The 15,627-nt window shown below is 57.9% G+C and carries 11 protein-coding genes; 5 read left to right on the forward strand and 6 right to left on the reverse strand.

The genetic code is table 11. From position 1 onward, the window contains the following. Positions 1-4 precede the first annotated feature (4 nt). The gene (gene yicI / locus ACR809_RS00470; protein ID WP_102098107.1) at positions 5-2,323 is read left to right on the forward strand and encodes an alpha-xylosidase; all 2,319 of its coding nucleotides are present in this window, start codon (positions 5-7) and stop codon (positions 2,321-2,323) included. A gap of 155 nt (positions 2,324-2,478) precedes the next feature. Next, a complete protein-coding gene (locus tag ACR809_RS00475; RefSeq protein WP_102098108.1) occupies positions 2,479-3,201 on the forward strand; it encodes a MurR/RpiR family transcriptional regulator in 723 nt (240 codons plus the stop codon). Between the two features lie 46 nt (positions 3,202-3,247). On the opposite strand, the gene ACR809_RS00480 is transcribed toward ACR809_RS00475, so the two are convergent. The 4 genes from ACR809_RS00480 to ACR809_RS00495 form a co-directional block, all read right to left on the reverse strand. Continuing rightward, on the reverse strand, positions 3,248-4,627 hold the full coding sequence (locus ACR809_RS00480) for a family 4 glycosyl hydrolase (protein WP_004150228.1): 1,380 nt from the start codon (positions 4,625-4,627) through the stop codon (positions 3,248-3,250). Between the two features lie 12 nt (positions 4,628-4,639). Further along, positions 4,640-6,199 (reverse strand): PTS transporter subunit EIIC, encoded by a 1,560-nt coding sequence (locus ACR809_RS00485; RefSeq protein WP_002922953.1) that lies wholly within the window; start codon positions 6,197-6,199, stop codon positions 4,640-4,642. A 245-nt stretch (positions 6,200-6,444) separates the two neighbouring features. Further along, positions 6,445-8,160, reverse strand: coding sequence for an AsmA family protein (locus tag ACR809_RS00490; RefSeq protein WP_122051022.1), 1,716 nt, complete (start codon positions 8,158-8,160; stop codon positions 6,445-6,447). A gap of 140 nt (positions 8,161-8,300) precedes the next feature. Then, positions 8,301-9,692, reverse strand: coding sequence for a nucleobase:cation symporter-2 family protein (locus ACR809_RS00495; RefSeq protein WP_002922950.1), 1,392 nt, complete (start codon positions 9,690-9,692; stop codon positions 8,301-8,303). 284 nt (positions 9,693-9,976) lie between these two features. Between ACR809_RS00495 and gltS the strand changes: the two genes are divergently transcribed. Next, positions 9,977-11,179: a sodium/glutamate symporter gene (gene gltS, locus ACR809_RS00500; RefSeq protein ID WP_002922948.1), complete on the forward strand. Its 1,203-nt coding sequence runs from the start codon at positions 9,977-9,979 to the stop codon at positions 11,177-11,179. Positions 11,180-11,293: 114 nt separating this feature from the next. Here gltS and glpK read toward each other — a convergent pair whose 3' ends face one another. Then, positions 11,294-12,805, reverse strand: a complete 1,512-nt coding sequence (gene glpK, locus ACR809_RS00505; RefSeq protein ID WP_064179082.1) for a glycerol kinase GlpK — start codon at positions 12,803-12,805, stop codon at positions 11,294-11,296. A gap of 21 nt (positions 12,806-12,826) precedes the next feature. After that, complete coding sequence (locus tag ACR809_RS00510) at positions 12,827-13,678, reverse strand: MIP/aquaporin family protein (RefSeq protein ID WP_002922941.1); 852 nt, start codon at positions 13,676-13,678, stop codon at positions 12,827-12,829. Positions 13,679-14,120: 442 nt separating this feature from the next. Between ACR809_RS00510 and zapB the strand changes: the two genes are divergently transcribed. Next, positions 14,121-14,366: a septal ring assembly protein ZapB gene (gene zapB, locus ACR809_RS00515; protein WP_004150222.1), complete on the forward strand. Its 246-nt coding sequence runs from the start codon at positions 14,121-14,123 to the stop codon at positions 14,364-14,366. Between the two features lie 151 nt (positions 14,367-14,517). After that, positions 14,518-15,507, forward strand: a complete 990-nt coding sequence (locus tag ACR809_RS00520) for a sulfate ABC transporter substrate-binding protein (RefSeq protein WP_002922936.1) — start codon at positions 14,518-14,520, stop codon at positions 15,505-15,507. Positions 15,508-15,627: the final 120 nt, after the last annotated feature.

Here is a 15,627-nt window from a genome sequence, read left to right on the forward strand (position 1 = left end):
TTTAATGAAAATCAGTGATGGAAACTGGCTCATTCAACCAGGGCTCAACCTGATCCAACCCGTACAGGTTTACGAGGTAGAGCAGCAGGGGAATGAAATGGTGGTCTATGCCGCGCCGCGCGATGTCCGCGAACGCGCCTGGCAGCTGGATACGCCATTGTTCACCCTGCGCTTTTTCTCGCCGCAGGAAGGGATAATCGGCGTGCGCATGGAGCACTTTCAGGGCGCGCTGGATAACGGTCCGCACTATCCGCTGAACGTGCAGAAAGACGTCCATGTCGAAATAGAAAATACGGCCGGGTTCGCCGAGCTGAAAAGCGGCAGCCTAAGCGTGCGGGTGACAAAAGGCGAATTCTGGGGGCTGGATTTTCTGCGCGACGGCGTGCGTATCACCGGTAGCCAGCTAAAAAACAACGGCTACGTGCAGGATAGTAAGACCCAGCGCAACTACATGTTTGAGCGCCTCGACCTCGGCGTCGGCGAAACCGTCTACGGCCTCGGCGAGCGCTTTACCGCCCTGGTGCGCAACGGCCAGACGGTAGAAACCTGGAACGAGGACGGCGGCACCAGCACCGAGCAATCCTACAAAAATATCCCGTTCTATCTGACCAACCGCGGCTACGGCGTGCTGGTCAACCATCCGCAGCGCGTCTCCTTCGAGGTGGGCTCGGAGAAAGTCTCTAAAGTCCAGTTCAGCGTTGAAGGCGAATACCTCGAGTACTTCGTCATCGACGGCCCGACGCCGAAAGCGGTGCTTAACCGCTATACGCAGTTCACCGGCCGCCCGGCGCTGCCGCCGGCATGGTCGTTTGGTCTGTGGCTGACGACCTCGTTCACCACCAACTATGACGAAGCGACGGTGAATAGTTTTATCGACGGTATGGCTGAGCGCCATCTGCCGCTGCACGTCTTCCACTTCGACTGCTTCTGGATGAAGGCCTTCCAGTGGTGCGATTTTGAATGGGATCCGCAGACCTTCCCGGACCCGGAAGGGATGATCAAGCGCCTGAAGGCGAAAGGGCTGAAGGTCTGCGTGTGGATCAACCCGTACATCGGCCAGCGCTCGCCGGTGTTCAAGGAGCTGAAAGAGAAGGGTTATCTGCTGAAGCGCCCGGACGGTTCGCTGTGGCAGTGGGATAAGTGGCAGCCGGGGCTGGCGATTTATGACTTCACCAATCCGGAAGCCCGCCAGTGGTACGCTGACAAACTAAAAAGCCTGGTGGCGATGGGGGTCGATTGCTTCAAGACCGACTTTGGCGAGCGTATCCCGACCGACGTCCAGTGGTTTGATGGTTCCGATCCGCAGAAAATGCACAACCACTACGCCTTCATCTATAACGAGCTGGTGTGGAAGGTGCTGAAAGAGACCGTCGGCGAGCAGGAGGCGGTGCTGTTCGCCCGCTCCGCCTCGGTGGGCGCGCAGCAGTTCCCGGTGCACTGGGGCGGCGACTGCTACGCCAACTACGAATCGATGGCGGAAAGCCTGCGCGGCGGGCTGTCGATCGGCATGTCCGGCTTCGGTTTCTGGAGTCACGATATCGGCGGTTTCGAAAACACCGCGCCGGCCCACGTCTACAAGCGCTGGTGCGCCTTCGGTCTGCTCTCCAGCCACAGCCGCCTGCACGGCAGCAAATCCTATCGGGTGCCATGGGCCTACGATGACGAGTCCTGCGACGTGGTGCGCCACTTCACGCAGCTGAAATGCCGCATGATGCCGTATCTCTATCGTCAGGCGGCGCTGGCCAACGAGTGCGGCACGCCGATGCTGCGCGCGATGCTGCTCGAGTTCCCGGACGATCCGGCCTGCGACTATCTCGACCGCCAGTATATGCTGGGCGATTCGGTCCTGGTGGCGCCGGTGTTCTCCGAGGCCGGCGAAGTGCAGTTTTATCTGCCGGAAGGGCACTGGACGCATCTGTGGCATAACGATGAATTGCCGGGTAGCCGCTGGCATAAGCAGCATCACGATGCGCTGAGCCTGCCGGTCTACGTTCGCGACAACAGCCTGCTGGCGCTGGGCAACAATGACCAGAAGCCGGATTACGCCTGGCATGAGGGCACCGCCTTCCAGCTGTTCCACCTTGAGGATGGACGCGAGGCACGCTGTGACGTTCCGGCGGCAGACGGCTCGACGATCTTCACCCTGAAGGCCAGGCGCCAGGGTAACGCCATCGCTGTGAGCGGCGAAGGCGAGGCCCGCGGCTGGACGCTGTGTCTGCGCAATATCCCGCAGGTCGCGGGCGTGCAGGGCGGTACGCAGACCGGTAGCGAACTGGGCGTGGTGGTGAGCGCCGAGGGTAATACGCTGACGATTACGTTGTAAATAGGTTAACAGCAGCAGCCCTCTTCGCCAGGCGGAGAGGGTTTTTTTATTCCATTTTTGTACAAAAAGTAACGTTCATTTCATTGTGGTGACTCAGGCCGCAGACGCGGTTGTCGAACGGTGTTAGCGTATTCTGCCGCTGAGAGGAGCCCGCCATGGACGTAGAAAATATCTTTCGTGACGTGAAGCTAAGCAAAACGGAAATGACCGTGCTGCGCTTTATTCAGAACGACCCGGAGCAGTGTATCCGCCAGGGAGTTCGCGCTGTGGCCGAACAGTGCTACAGCAACCCCTCTTCCCTGGTCCGGCTGGCAAAGAAACTGAAGTTCAGCGGCTGGCTGGAGCTGGTTTACTTTATCAAGTTCAATATCACCATGCCGAAGCTCGATGTCACCAACGATATCGACTACATGAGCGTTCAGCCGGAAGAAGCGCTGACGCCGCTGCTGGCAAGCCTTAAACAGCAGCGCATCCTGATCCACGGCAGCGGCTTTTCACAGCTGATCGCCCAGTATATTTACAACAAGTTTCTCGTCACCGGCGTGAATGCCAGCCTGGCGCTGTGGCCCGATTACGAAATCCTCGAACAGAAAAACGCCGCCTGCTTCGACTCCATCTGGATCATTTCTAAATCCGGGCTCAGCAGCTCGGCGCTCAACTGGGTTAAGGCCCTGGAGGGGAAGGAGATTAATCTGGTCTGCTTTACCGGCGACTACCAAAGCCCGCTGGCGCAGGCCGCGGATACGGCGTTTATTATTCACGACCCGCAGAAGTTCGATGATGATATTTACTGGAGCAACCCGTTTTTCGGCTACTGCATCTTAGGCTTTGAGCGACTATTGAAGATGTGGTTTACCAGTCTACGTAGCAATAGTTAGCCCCCGCTAAGCGCGGTGCGAGCGGGGGAATCCCATCGGCAGCGGATTACCGCCAGGCGGCGAACTGCTCATCGTCGAGATAGGCTTCGACCAGGGTTTTCGCCAGCGAATAGGAACCGATCAGCGGGTGCGCCATCAGCGCCCGCACCGCCAGCGATTTATCCTGCTGCAGGATTGCCGCCACCGCCAGCCGCTCATACTCTTTCACGCAGGCAATCATATTCTTCTGCGCCGTCGGCACCTTCACCGGCGTCACCGGCTTGAGGCCATCCCGGCTCAGGTCGCAGCTGATCTCGATCACGTCGTCCGGGCGTAAAAAATCGAGCGTGCCATTATTCTGGATCGACACCACGATCCGCTTAGTGGTGGTGCTGTTCACCGCTTCCAGGATATCCAGCGCCACTCCGGCATAGCCGCCGGTGTCCGGCTCTTCGATAAACTGGCGCAGCGTCAGCGGTTCGCGGGTGTGGAATTTCTCCTGCCGGGATTCGTTCTGCATATAGCTGTTTTCCCGGCGTAGGTAATGCTGCATCCAGATGGTGAAGGCGGCCTCCGGTTGCGTTCTGGCATCCACGGTGCGCAGTGCCTCGCGCATCTCCTGATTGATGCGGGCGATCTGCTCTCCGCGCGTCTCGCCGGCCCCCTGAATCGCCTTCAGCGCCTCGTCGCGATAGTAGTAATAATAGAGATATTCATTGAGGAGCTGATTATCGCAAAGCCGTACCAGCTCCGGGGAGAAGTACTGCATCGCCGTCTTCTGGTACAGTTCCGGGCTGGCGATCAGCCGTTCGGTCACCTCTTCCCCACGGACGGTGAAGTGGGTAAACCAGGAGAAATGGTTCAGCCCATAGCATTCCACGCTGAGGTCGCGCTCCTCACAGCCAAGGATCGCCGGCAGTTCACGAATCAGCTCGGAGGGGGCATCGCAGATCCCATAGACCCGGCGCTTAAAGCCGGACTTAATAATCGCTTCCGTCACCAGACCTGACGGGTTGGTAAAGTTAAACAGAATGGCGTCTTCGGCGGCATGTTCTTCGATCAGCCGGCAATAGCGAAGGATCGCCGGGATCGAGCGCATGGCCATCGCGAAACCGCCGGCGCCGGTGGTCTCCTGGCCGAGAGTGTTATGCTCAAGCGCAATACGTTCGTCGCGAATGCGGCTTTCATCGCCGCCAACCCGCAGGGTGGTAATGATATAGTTGGCGTCCTGCAGCGCTGCGACCGGGTCGGTGGTGGTACTAAACTGAATATCCGGGCGAATGGTATTAAATACATAGCGGGCAATTTCGCCAAATATCGCCAGATTATCAGCAGAGTTATCGAGAAAAACGACTTCTGTTAAACCAATGCGGTGAGCGTTATAGGCCAGAGATTTCGCTAAAAATGCAGAGCGAACGCCGCCCCCGCCTAATACGGTTAATTTCATAAATACTCCTCATTAATTTTCTGCTAACCAGTTATCAACCCGGGAACGTACCTGTCCCACTTTGACGCCATAAATAACCTGAACTTCATTTCGATTGCGTACGACGCCGTTGGCGCCGGTATTTTTTAATTGCGTGTCATCAACCCGCGCCATATCGCGCACGGCCACGCGCAGGCGAGTAAAACAATTATCGACGGAAAGAATATTCTCCTTGCCCCCGAGGCCGCGGATAATGTCATCGGTGACCGACTGCGGTTGCGCGACTTTCTGGCGGTACTCTGCTTTGCTGTAGAGCTTCACGTTCTCGTCATCTTCCCGGCCCGGCGTTTTCAGGTTCAGCTTCACCACCAGGGTGCGGAAAATCACGTAGTAGACGGCGAACTGGCCGATACCGATAAGGACATAGCCCGGCCAGCGCGTTAAGGAGACCGGCAGCGGCAGGTTATAGATCAGAAACTCGATCAGGCCCGATGCTCCCCAGGGACGTACGGTGAAGATGTCGCAAATGGCCTGCGAGGCGGCGGTTAACGTCGCGTGGATCACCCACAGCAGCGGTGAGACAAATAAGAAGGTGAACTCAATCGGCTCGGTGATGCCGGTCAGCATCGAGGTGATAATCGCCGGCAGCAGAATCGCCTTCGCCATCGCTTTCTTCTCCGGTTTCGCGGTGTGGTAGAACGCCAGCGAGGCGCCCGCCAGGCCAAAGATAGTGGTCATCCCTTGCTGCGAAAAACGTAATGCGTCGTTCATGACCGGCGTCAGGTCGGGATGGCGCATATAGGCGAGGAAAATGGCCTGGGTGCCGGAGACCACCTGACCATCCACGTTCAGCGTGCCGCCAATCTGGGTGAGCTGGAAGGGGGACCAGACGAAATGGTGCAGGCCGGTGGGGATAAGGAATTTTTCAAAGAAACCATAGACGAAGACCCCGGCGACCCCGGCATTTTTCATAAAACCGGTGAGGGCGGAGATGCCGTGGGTCATAAAGGGCCAAATCCAGGTAAAGGCGATGGCGTAGAAGATAACCACCGGCGTCATCGCCACCAGCGTCAGCTTGGCGCCGCCGTACATCGACAGCGCGCCAGGCAGCTCAATGGCAGAGACTTTATTGTGCACCCACGCAATCGTGCAGCCGAGAATAATGCCCAGGAAAACGCCCATATCCACCACCACAAAGCCCAGCAGCTGGGTTTGCCCGGTGCCATAATATTCACCGTTAATTTTTTCGGCGAGTCCATGGGTGTGTTCCAGCCAGGAGTGGTTGGCGCCAAGAAACATAATAAAGCACATCACTGAAACCAGTGCGACTTCGGTTTTTTTATCCTTTGCCAGGCCATAGCTGATGCCGACGCAAAATAATAAGCCGAGGTTGCCAAATAAAGGCCAAAAGGTGTCGCCGAGCATTTGCCCAAGCTGATGTAAGAAACTGGTTTCAGCAATTAATGTCGGATTAGTTAATACTGAACTGAGGGCCAGAATTAAGCCAATGACCGGCAAGAACAATACGGCGCCGATCATGGCCCGGGAGAATTTTTGCATATTCTCCAGAATACGCTGACGTATTTCAGGCATGATTGATCCTTTTATATTTTTGTAGGTACAGGGAGCGGTTTTTTATCGACTTCCAGTGATTTGGTTATAGCAACTCTGATATTTGAAAGGAACCTGTTGCGCTAAATAGGTACAGATAGCCGCGTATTGCGCACAGGTTTCAGGACTCGCACCCCAACTCTCTCCCTGAAAGGGAGAGAGTTGTCAGAGTGGAGTTTTGCCGGGAAGCAATCCCTCTCCCCATAGAGGAGAGGGAATGGGCATCGCTATGGGGTGACGGGAGTGGGCGCTGGCGCGGCGGGGGCGGGGCTGACCTCGCCGTTGCGCATGATTTGCGCCACCTGCTGTTTCTCCATATTCACGGCGCTGAGCTGCCCGTTGACCGTCGGTTTGAGCGGGGCATCGGCCTGCACGCTGCCGCTGGCGGTCAGCTGGAGATTGCCATCCCCGCTTATAGGTAGCGACGGCCAGCCCCAGGCTTGCAGAATATTCAGCGGCACGCCGCGGCCGCTGAAGCTCAGATTGACCTGGCGCTGCGGCAGCTGGGATACCGCGGCGGTGGCCTGCAAAATGCCGCGCTCGGTGAAGGCGCTAAGCTCAGTGATATTGACCGTCGAGGCTGTGGCGTTCAGTTTGAGTGATGGGCGGCGCACGTCGATCCGGTTGAAAGTCGCCGCCGCGGCGTTCAGCGTCGCGCTGCCGTTCCATACTCCCCAGCTGCCGTTTTTCACCAGCTGTAGCTCGCCGCCATAGCCATCGAGGGCGGTAATTTGCCACGGGAAAGCAGGGTCCACATCGATGATCAGATTGCGGCTGGCGCTGAATTTTTTCAGCGTCAGGCTTTGCAGCCAGGTTGGCAGCGGCGTCATCCACAGCTGTTTCCAGTTCGCCGGCAGCGTGTACTCCAGTCCGGCGAAGGCGGTGTCGTCGAGCACCAGGGCGTTCCCGGCGCGCAGCCAGTTGCCGGAGGTGCGCACCATGCCGCCCTCCCAGCGCGAAGTGAACTGGCGCAGCGCAATGCCCTGGGGAGAGAATTCGGCATTGAGGATCGGGTCGAAAAGATGCAGCGAGCCGTAGATAAATTCGCTGGCGTTCATCGACAGCGTGCCGTCCTCACTCTGCCAGCCGCCGTGGCTAAGGGTCAGGTTGCGCAGGCTCAGGTCGAGGTCGGTTACCGCCCAGTCCGGTCCCTGCAGGCGGGCGTCGGTGATGTCCAGGCGGCCAATCTGCAGAGAGGGGACCGTGGTTAACGGTGCGAAAAACTCGGCCAGCGAGGCGGGGCTCTGCAGTCGAATCTCGTTGAGCTGGAGGTTATCCACCCGCCAGCTGCCATCGGCGCTGCGTTTGGCATTGCCGGTTAAGGTGCCGCGGGCGACATCGGCGCCGAGGGTGGAGAGGGTGACCTCGCCCTGATCAATCTTACCCTGAATCAGAACGTTGCTGGCTTCGACGCCATTGAGCGTCATCGAGCCCGCGCTCATCTGGATCTGCGCCGTTTTCCCCAGCACATTGCCCGCCTCCGGCGTCCATGGGCTGACGCCGCCGGTGACGCGCTGCGCGCTGAGCGCCCAGCCGGTTTCCGGGCTGTTGAAAGCCATATTGCGCAACATCAGCCGGTCGGCAGCGAACGGCAGGTCTGCAGAGTGGGGTGACAGATTCAGAGTGCCGTCGTTAAGGACTATCTCATCCGCATGCAGCGGATCGCTAAACTGGCGGGTGCTGAAGCCAATATCGACCGTTTTTGCCACCAAAGTGGCAGGCTTGCCTTCCCGACCAAAGGTGACGTTTCGCAACTGTACATGAAGGGGGGAGGAGAAATCGTGCTCCATCTCATCGAAGGAGACCTGCCAGCCGGTGCCATTGCTGAGCCAGGCGCTGGCCTGGCGGGCGCCCCAGTGGGTTTGCAGCAGGAACCACGCGCCAATAATGACGAGCAGCAGAGCGACTAGCAGCCAGAGAATCAGCTTTCCAAGAAATTTCATGGTCTTCCATTCTGTGAGATGCACATCACCGTGTTATGCCCGATTTAGGCGCACTTCTCAAGGCAGGCGTGGTTTATTTCCGTGATGGGGCAGGTGGTTGGAGGACGTCCCGGCCGATGCGCGACCGGGAACGCATGAGATCACGCCTTTTCTGGCGGGAAAATTAAATTCAGAACAATCGCCGTGATACCGCCGGCGGCAATCCCGGAGGAAAGCAGGTTTTTCAGCCAGTCCGGGGCGAACTGCAGGATCAGCGGCTGCTGCGACACGCCGAGGCCTACCGCCAGCGACAGAGCGATAATCAGGATCGCCCGACGGTTCAGCGGTTCACGGGAGACGATGCGCACGCCGGACGCGGCGATGGTGCCGAACATCACCAGCGTGGCGCCGCCGAGCACTGGCTCAGGGATATGCTGGACAAAGCCGCTCACCGCCGGGAACAGGCCGAGGACGATCAGCATCAGGGCAACCACAAAGCCGACGTAGCGGCTGGCGACCCCGGTCAGCTGGATCACGCCGTTGTTCTGGCCGAAGCAGGAGTTCGGGAAGGTGTTGAAGACCGCGGAAACGAAGGAGTTCAGGCCGTTAGCCAGCACGCCGCCTTTCAGGCGTTTCATATACAGCGGACCCGAGACCGGCTGTTCGGAGACGTCGGAGGTGGCGGTGATATCGCCGATGGTTTCCAGGGAGGTGATCATAAACACCAGCATCAGGGGCAGCAGCAGACTCCAGTCGATGCCGAGGCCATAATAGAGCGGCGTCGGGACGGTGATGAGGCTGCTGTTGGTCGGGGCGGTGTTGGCTGGCAGCATATCGAGGAACCACGCCGCCAGATAACCGGCAGCCATGGCAATCACTAGCGAGGCGATGCGCAGGTACGGGTTGCGCTGGCGGTTGAGGATAATAATCAGCGCCAGCACGATACCCGCCAGCAGCAGATTTTTCGGCGCACCAAAGGTGTGGTCAGCCATCGCCGCGTAGCCGCCGCCGATGGAGGTCAGTCCGACCTGAATCAGCGACAGGCCGATAATCATCACCACCACGCCGGAAACCAGCGGGGTAATGATACGGCGCGCCAGGTGCAGGATCCGGGAGAGGACCATTTCGGTGCAGCTGGCCAGCATCAGGGTGCCGAAGAGGGCGGCCATCATGGTGGGGACGTCGGCGCCGCCGGTTTTCAAGGCGGTACCGCCCATGATCAGCGGGGCGACAAAGTTGAAGCTGGTGCCCTGGATGGAGAGCAGCCCGGAGCCGACCGGGCCCCAGGCTTTGATCTGAATAATAGAGGCGACGCCGGAGGCGAACAGCGACATGCTGATGATATGTTGGGTATCTTGCGCCGGGAGACCGAGAGCCTGGCAGATTAACAGCGCCGGGGTGATCACCGCGACAAACATCGCCAGCAGGTGCTGGAAGGCGGCGAACAGGGTTTGCGGTAGCGGCGGGCGATCTTCGAGGCGGTAGATTAATTCGCTGGCTGGTTTATGCGCAACCGGTTGCGCATTTTCTGACTCTGCGGTGTTTACGGACATCACAAGCAATCCCAAGGTGGCAAAGCGGGAATTTTATCGGACTGTAGACCAAAAGCAAACGTTTGCCAGCGTTTGCTCATAAAAATTTATACCGTGAATATGCGCAACGAGGTAATTAACATTTTGTATGCTAAATCGCATCATTAAGGATACAAAATATCTTTTTCTGTCAATTTTTCCGCCGTTCTGCGTAAAATCCCCCTCTGACTCCTCATGATGAGAAGCTAAAGACACCAGGAATATCGTCGCGTGTGAATGGATCATGCGCCCATAAGGAGCTTTTTATGTTTCATCTCGATACCTTATCGACGCTCGTTGCCGCAACGCTCGTGCTGTTACTCGGCAGAAAACTCGTACAAACCGTTCCCTTCCTTAAGAAATACACTATTCCTGAACCCGTTGCCGGCGGTCTGCTGGTGGCGCTGGCGCTGCTGGCGCTGAAAAAAAGCATGGATATCGAAATTGATTTCGATATGAGTCTGAAAGATCCGCTGATGCTGGCGTTCTTCGCCACCATCGGTCTTAACGCCAACCTCGCCAGCCTGCGGGCCGGCGGCAAGGTGCTGGGCACTTTCCTGATCGTGGTGGTTGGCCTGCTGCTGCTGCAGAACGCCCTCGGTATCGGCATGGCGACGCTGCTGGGGCTGGATCCGCTAATGGGTCTGCTGGCCGGGTCGATTACCTTATCCGGCGGCCACGGCACCGGGGCGGCGTGGAGTAAGCTGTTCGTTGAGCGCTACGGTTTTGCCAACGCCACCGAGGTGGCGATGGCCTGCGCGACTTTCGGCCTGGTGCTGGGCGGCCTGATCGGCGGCCCGGTGGCGCGTTATCTGGTGAAGCACTCTTCCTCACCGGACGGGACACCGGACGATCAGGTGGCGCCAACCGCCTTTGAAAAGCCGGACGTGGGGCGGGTGATCACCTCGCTGGTGCTGATCGAAAGTATCGCCCTGATCGCCATCTGTCTGACGCTGGGCAAGGTGGTTGCGCAACTGCTGGCGGGGAGCGTCTTCGAGCTGCCGACCTTCGTCTGCGTGCTGTTTATCGGCGTGATCCTCAGCAACAGCCTGGCGCTGGCGGGGTTGTATCGGGTGTTCGATCGCGCGGTATCGGTGTTGGGCAACGTCAGCCTGTCGCTGTTCCTCGCCATGGCGCTGATGAGCCTCAAGCTGTGGGAGTTGGCCTCGCTGGCGCTGCCGATGATTATTATCCTGGCGGTGCAGGCGCTGGCGATGGCGCTGTATGCGGTGTTCGTCACCTATCGGATGATGGGCAAAAACTACGATGCCGCGGTGCTGGCAGCCGGGCATTGCGGGTTTGGCCTGGGGGCAACGCCGACGGCGATCGCCAATATGCAGGCGATTACCGACCGTTTCGGGCCATCGCATATGGCCTTCCTGGTCGTGCCGATGGTGGGGGCGTTCTTTATCGATATCGTCAACGCGCTGGTGATTAAGCTGTACCTGCTGCTGCCGATGTTTGGTTGATAAAAAACCCGGAAGCGGTGCTGCGCACCTATCCGGGCTACAAGATCGTGCTGTTTGGGGTTTTGTAGCCCGGCTCAGGCGTTTACGCCGCAAGCCGGGAATAACTTCACAATCTTACGCTTCGTCGTGCTCTTCCCACGCTAACGCGCGTTTCACCGCTTTCTTCCAGCCGCTGTAACGATAGTTACGCTCAGTAGTTTCAATCCCCGGGCGGAATTCGCGCTCAATCACCGCTTTCTCCTGCAGTTCATCCAGATTCTGCCAGAAACCGACCGCCAGACCGGCCAGATAGGCCGCGCCCAGCGCCGTCACTTCGCGTACTTCCGGACGCTCGACACGGGTGCCGAGGATATCGGACTGGAACTGCATCAGGAAGTTGTTAGCCACCGCGCCGCCGTCTACGCGCAGGGCGTGCAGACGAATGCCGGAGTCAGCCTGCATCGCTTCCAGCACGTCGCGGGTCTGAAAGGCGATGGACTCCAGCGTCGCACGGATAATGTGGTTGGAGTTCACGCCGCGGGTGAGGCCGAAAATCGCGCCGCGGGCATACGGGTCCCAGTACGGTGCGCCAAGACCGGTGAACGCGGGTACCACGTATACGCCGTTGGTATCCTTCACTTTGGTGGCGAAGTACTCGGAGTCGAAGGCATCGCTGATGAGCTTCATCTCGTCGCGCAGCCACTGAATAGACGCCCCGGCCATAAACACCGCCCCTTCCAGAGCGTAGTTCACCTCGCCGCGCGGGCCGCAGGCGATGGTGGTCAGCAGACCGTGGGTGGAGGTGACCGCTTTTTCGCCGGTATTCATCAGCATAAAGCAGCCGGTGCCGTAGGTGTTTTTCGCCATCCCTTCCTTGACGCACAGCTGGCCGAACAGGGCCGCCTGCTGGTCACCGGCGATCCCGGCGATAGGAATACGGGTCCCGCCTTTACCACCGATGTTGGTCTGGCCGTACACTTCGGAAGACTTGCGCACTTCCGGCAGCATGGCGCGCGGAATGTCCAGCGCGTCGAGCATTTTGTCGTCCCAGTCCAGCTCGTGGATGTTGAACAGCATGGTACGCGAGGCGTTGGTGTAGTCGGTGACGTGCACGCGGCCCTGGGTCATCTTCCAGATAAGCCAGGTATCAACGGTGCCGAACAGCAGCTCGCCGCGCTTCGCACGCTCACGGGAACCTTCGACATGGTCGAGGATCCATTTCACCTTGGTGCCAGAGAAGTACGGGTCCACCACCAGGCCTGTGGCCTTGCGGATATACTCTTCCATCCCGTCACGCTTGAGCTGCTCGCAGATCTCCGCGGTACGGCGGCACTGCCAGACGATAGCGTTGTAGATGGGTTTACCGGTCTCTCGCTCCCACACCACCACTGTCTCACGCTGATTGGTGATGCCGATGGCCGCGATCTGATCGGAGTTGATATCCGCTTTGGCCAGCGCTTCGACCAGCGTCGAGCTTTGGGAAGCCCAGATTTCCATCGGGTCGTGTTCGACCCAGCCTGGCTTAGGATAAATCTGTTCAAATTCTCGCTGGGAGACGCTGACGATATTGGCATCATGATCCATCACAACGGCCCGGGAGCTGGTAGTGCCCTGGTCAAGCGCAACGATATATTTTTTGTCGGTCATAGTCGGTGTCCCGTAGTCAGATTACAGCGAAGCTTTATGTTGAGCGGTGGAAGAGGAGGGGCTCTGTTGCTCTTCCTCCACGCAGGTGTCGCAAGGCAGGTGACGGCCAATCAGCTTACGATAGCTGAATGCGCCCAGCGCCGCGCCGACCACCGGTGCGCACAGCGGCACCAGGAAATAAGGAATATCTTTGCCGCCGGTGAAGGCGACGTCACCCCACCCCGCCAGCCAGGCGAAGGCTTTCGGGCCGATGTCACGCGCCGGGTTCATGGCGAAGCCGGTCAGCGGTCCCATGGAGGCGCCAATCACCGCAATCAGCAGGCCAATCAGCAGAGGGGCCAGCGGGCCGCGCGGTATGCCGTTGCCATCGTCGGTCAGCGCCAGGATGACGCCCATCAGGATAGCGGTAATCACCATCTCTACCGCGAAGGCCTGCACAAAATTGATGTGCGGGTTCGGGTAAGTGGAGAAAATGCCGGCCAGATCGAGGCTTTCCACGCTGCCGCGAATCATATGGTGGGTGGTTTCATAATCGAGGAAAAGATTGTAGTAAAGCCCGTAAACTAATGCCGCAGCGCAAAAGGCGCCAGCGAATTGCGAAATAATAAAAGGAACCACTTTGCGGCCTTCGAAGCAGGCGAACAGCCACAGCGCGATAGTCACCGCTGGGTTAAGGTGCGCACCGGAGACCCCGGCGGTCAGGTAGATCGCCATGGCGACGCCCAGACCCCAGATGATGCTGATTTCCCATTGTCCGAAGCTGGCTCCCGCGACCTTGAGCGCAGCCACGCACCCAACGCCGAAAAAGATCAACAACCCGGTACCGAGGAACTCTGCGATGCACTGGCCTTTTAAGGTTGATGTTTGGCTCATAATCGAATCCTGAAGCGTGGTGATGATTATTGTATGTAGGGTGGTCACAGACGACCATATTGCCATGTAGGCATAGTGTTAATTTATCGTTAACGAGCAAAAACGAGAAATATCGAACTTCAAATGTGTGTGCCTCGTCAAGAAAATGAGCGTTTTCGCGCCATTTGCGCGCATCGAGAGCGCTGCCGGAGCGTTTCACCACGCATTTTGTTAACCATAAAATTAACATTGACCCATGAACTACGAGCGAACTGCGCTGAAAGCACCAGGTAAAGACTGAAAAGTGTTGCAAACCGCAATCTACGCGGCTTGCCGCTGGACAGGGGCGGCGGGGATTCATACAATCGACGATAACACCGCTATGTGCGCTAATTTTCGTTAAGGCGGGACCGCGTATACGAAACACGAGTTTCTATCAACGCCTTGCAAGTTCAGGAGAGGTATGACGATGTCATTAGAAGTGTTTGAGAAATTAGAATCTAAGGTTCAGCAGGCGATTGATACCATCACTCTGTTGCAGATGGAAATCGAAGAGCTGAAAGAAAAGAACAACACCCTGGTGCAGGAAGTTCAGAGCGCGCAGCATGGTCGTGAAGAGCTGGAGCGCGAAAACAGCCAGCTGAAAGAGCAGCAGCAGGGCTGGCAGGAACGTCTGCAGGCGCTGCTGGGTCGCATGGAAGAAGTCTAATCGCTTCGCGCCCTCTCCCGCCCGGGAGGGGGTCATCCTTACTCGCGTCTTTATACCCGCAAGTTATAGCCAATCTTTTTTTATTCTTTAATCATTGAATCGCTTTCTGGCACGCTTAACCCATCACAACACACATAAAGAGAGCGGTGCGATGAATAAGTGGGGCGTAGGGTTAACTCTGTTGCTGGCATCCGCCAGCGTTCTGGCAAAAGACATTCAGCTATTAAACGTATCTTATGATCCAACGCGCGAGCTGTACGAACAGTACAACAAAGCGTTTAGCGCACACTGGAAGCAGGAGACCGGCGACAACGTGGTGATCCGCCAGTCGCATGGTGGCTCTGGCAAACAGGCGACCTCGGTGATTAACGGTATTGAAGCGGATGTGGTCACGCTGGCGCTGGCCTACGATGTCGACGCTATTGCCGAACGCGGCCGCATCGATAAAAACTGGCTGAAACGCCTGCCGGATAACTCCGCGCCGTATACCTCCACCATCGTGTTCCTCGTCCGCAAGGGCAATCCGAAACAGATCCATGACTGGAACGATCTGATCAAACCGGGCGTGTCGGTCATTACCCCGAACCCGAAAAGCTCCGGCGGCGCCCGCTGGAACTACCTGGCGGCCTGGGGCTATGCTCTGCATCAGAATCACGGCGACCAGGCGAAAGCCCAGGAATTCGTCAAGGCGCTGTATAAAAACGTGGAAGTGCTGGACTCCGGCGCGCGCGGTTCGACCAATACCTTCGTAGAACGCGGCATCGGCGATGTGCTGATCGCCTGGGAAAACGAAGCGCTGCTGGCGACCAACGAACTGGGCAAAGACAAGTTTGAAATCGTGACCCCGAGTGAGTCGATTCTGGCTGAGCCGACCGTCTCGGTGGTCGACAAAGTGGTGGATAAGAAAGGCACGCGTCAGGTGGCGGAAGCGTACCTGAAGTATCTCTACTCGCCGGAAGGCCAGGAGATTGCGGCGAAGAACTTCTACCGCCCGCGCGATCCGAATGTGGCGAAGAAATATGCTAACGAGTTCCCGAAACTGAAGCTGTTTACCATCGATCAGGAGTTCGGCGGCTGGACGAAAGCGCAGAAAGAGCACTTCTCCAACGGCGGCACCTTCGACCAGATTAGCCAGCGTTAATTCTCTTGTCCCTGCTTGCGCTACGCTTAGCAGGGCTACAGTTTTGTGCGGTGCGTAGCCCGGGTAAGGCATCAGCCGCTACCCGGGATAACGCCCCGTCCATCATCTGTTTTCATTTAG

Source organism: Klebsiella sp. CD33, from assembly GCF_051992865.1.
GTDB classification, from domain to species: Bacteria; Pseudomonadota; Gammaproteobacteria; order Enterobacterales; family Enterobacteriaceae; genus Klebsiella; species Klebsiella pneumoniae.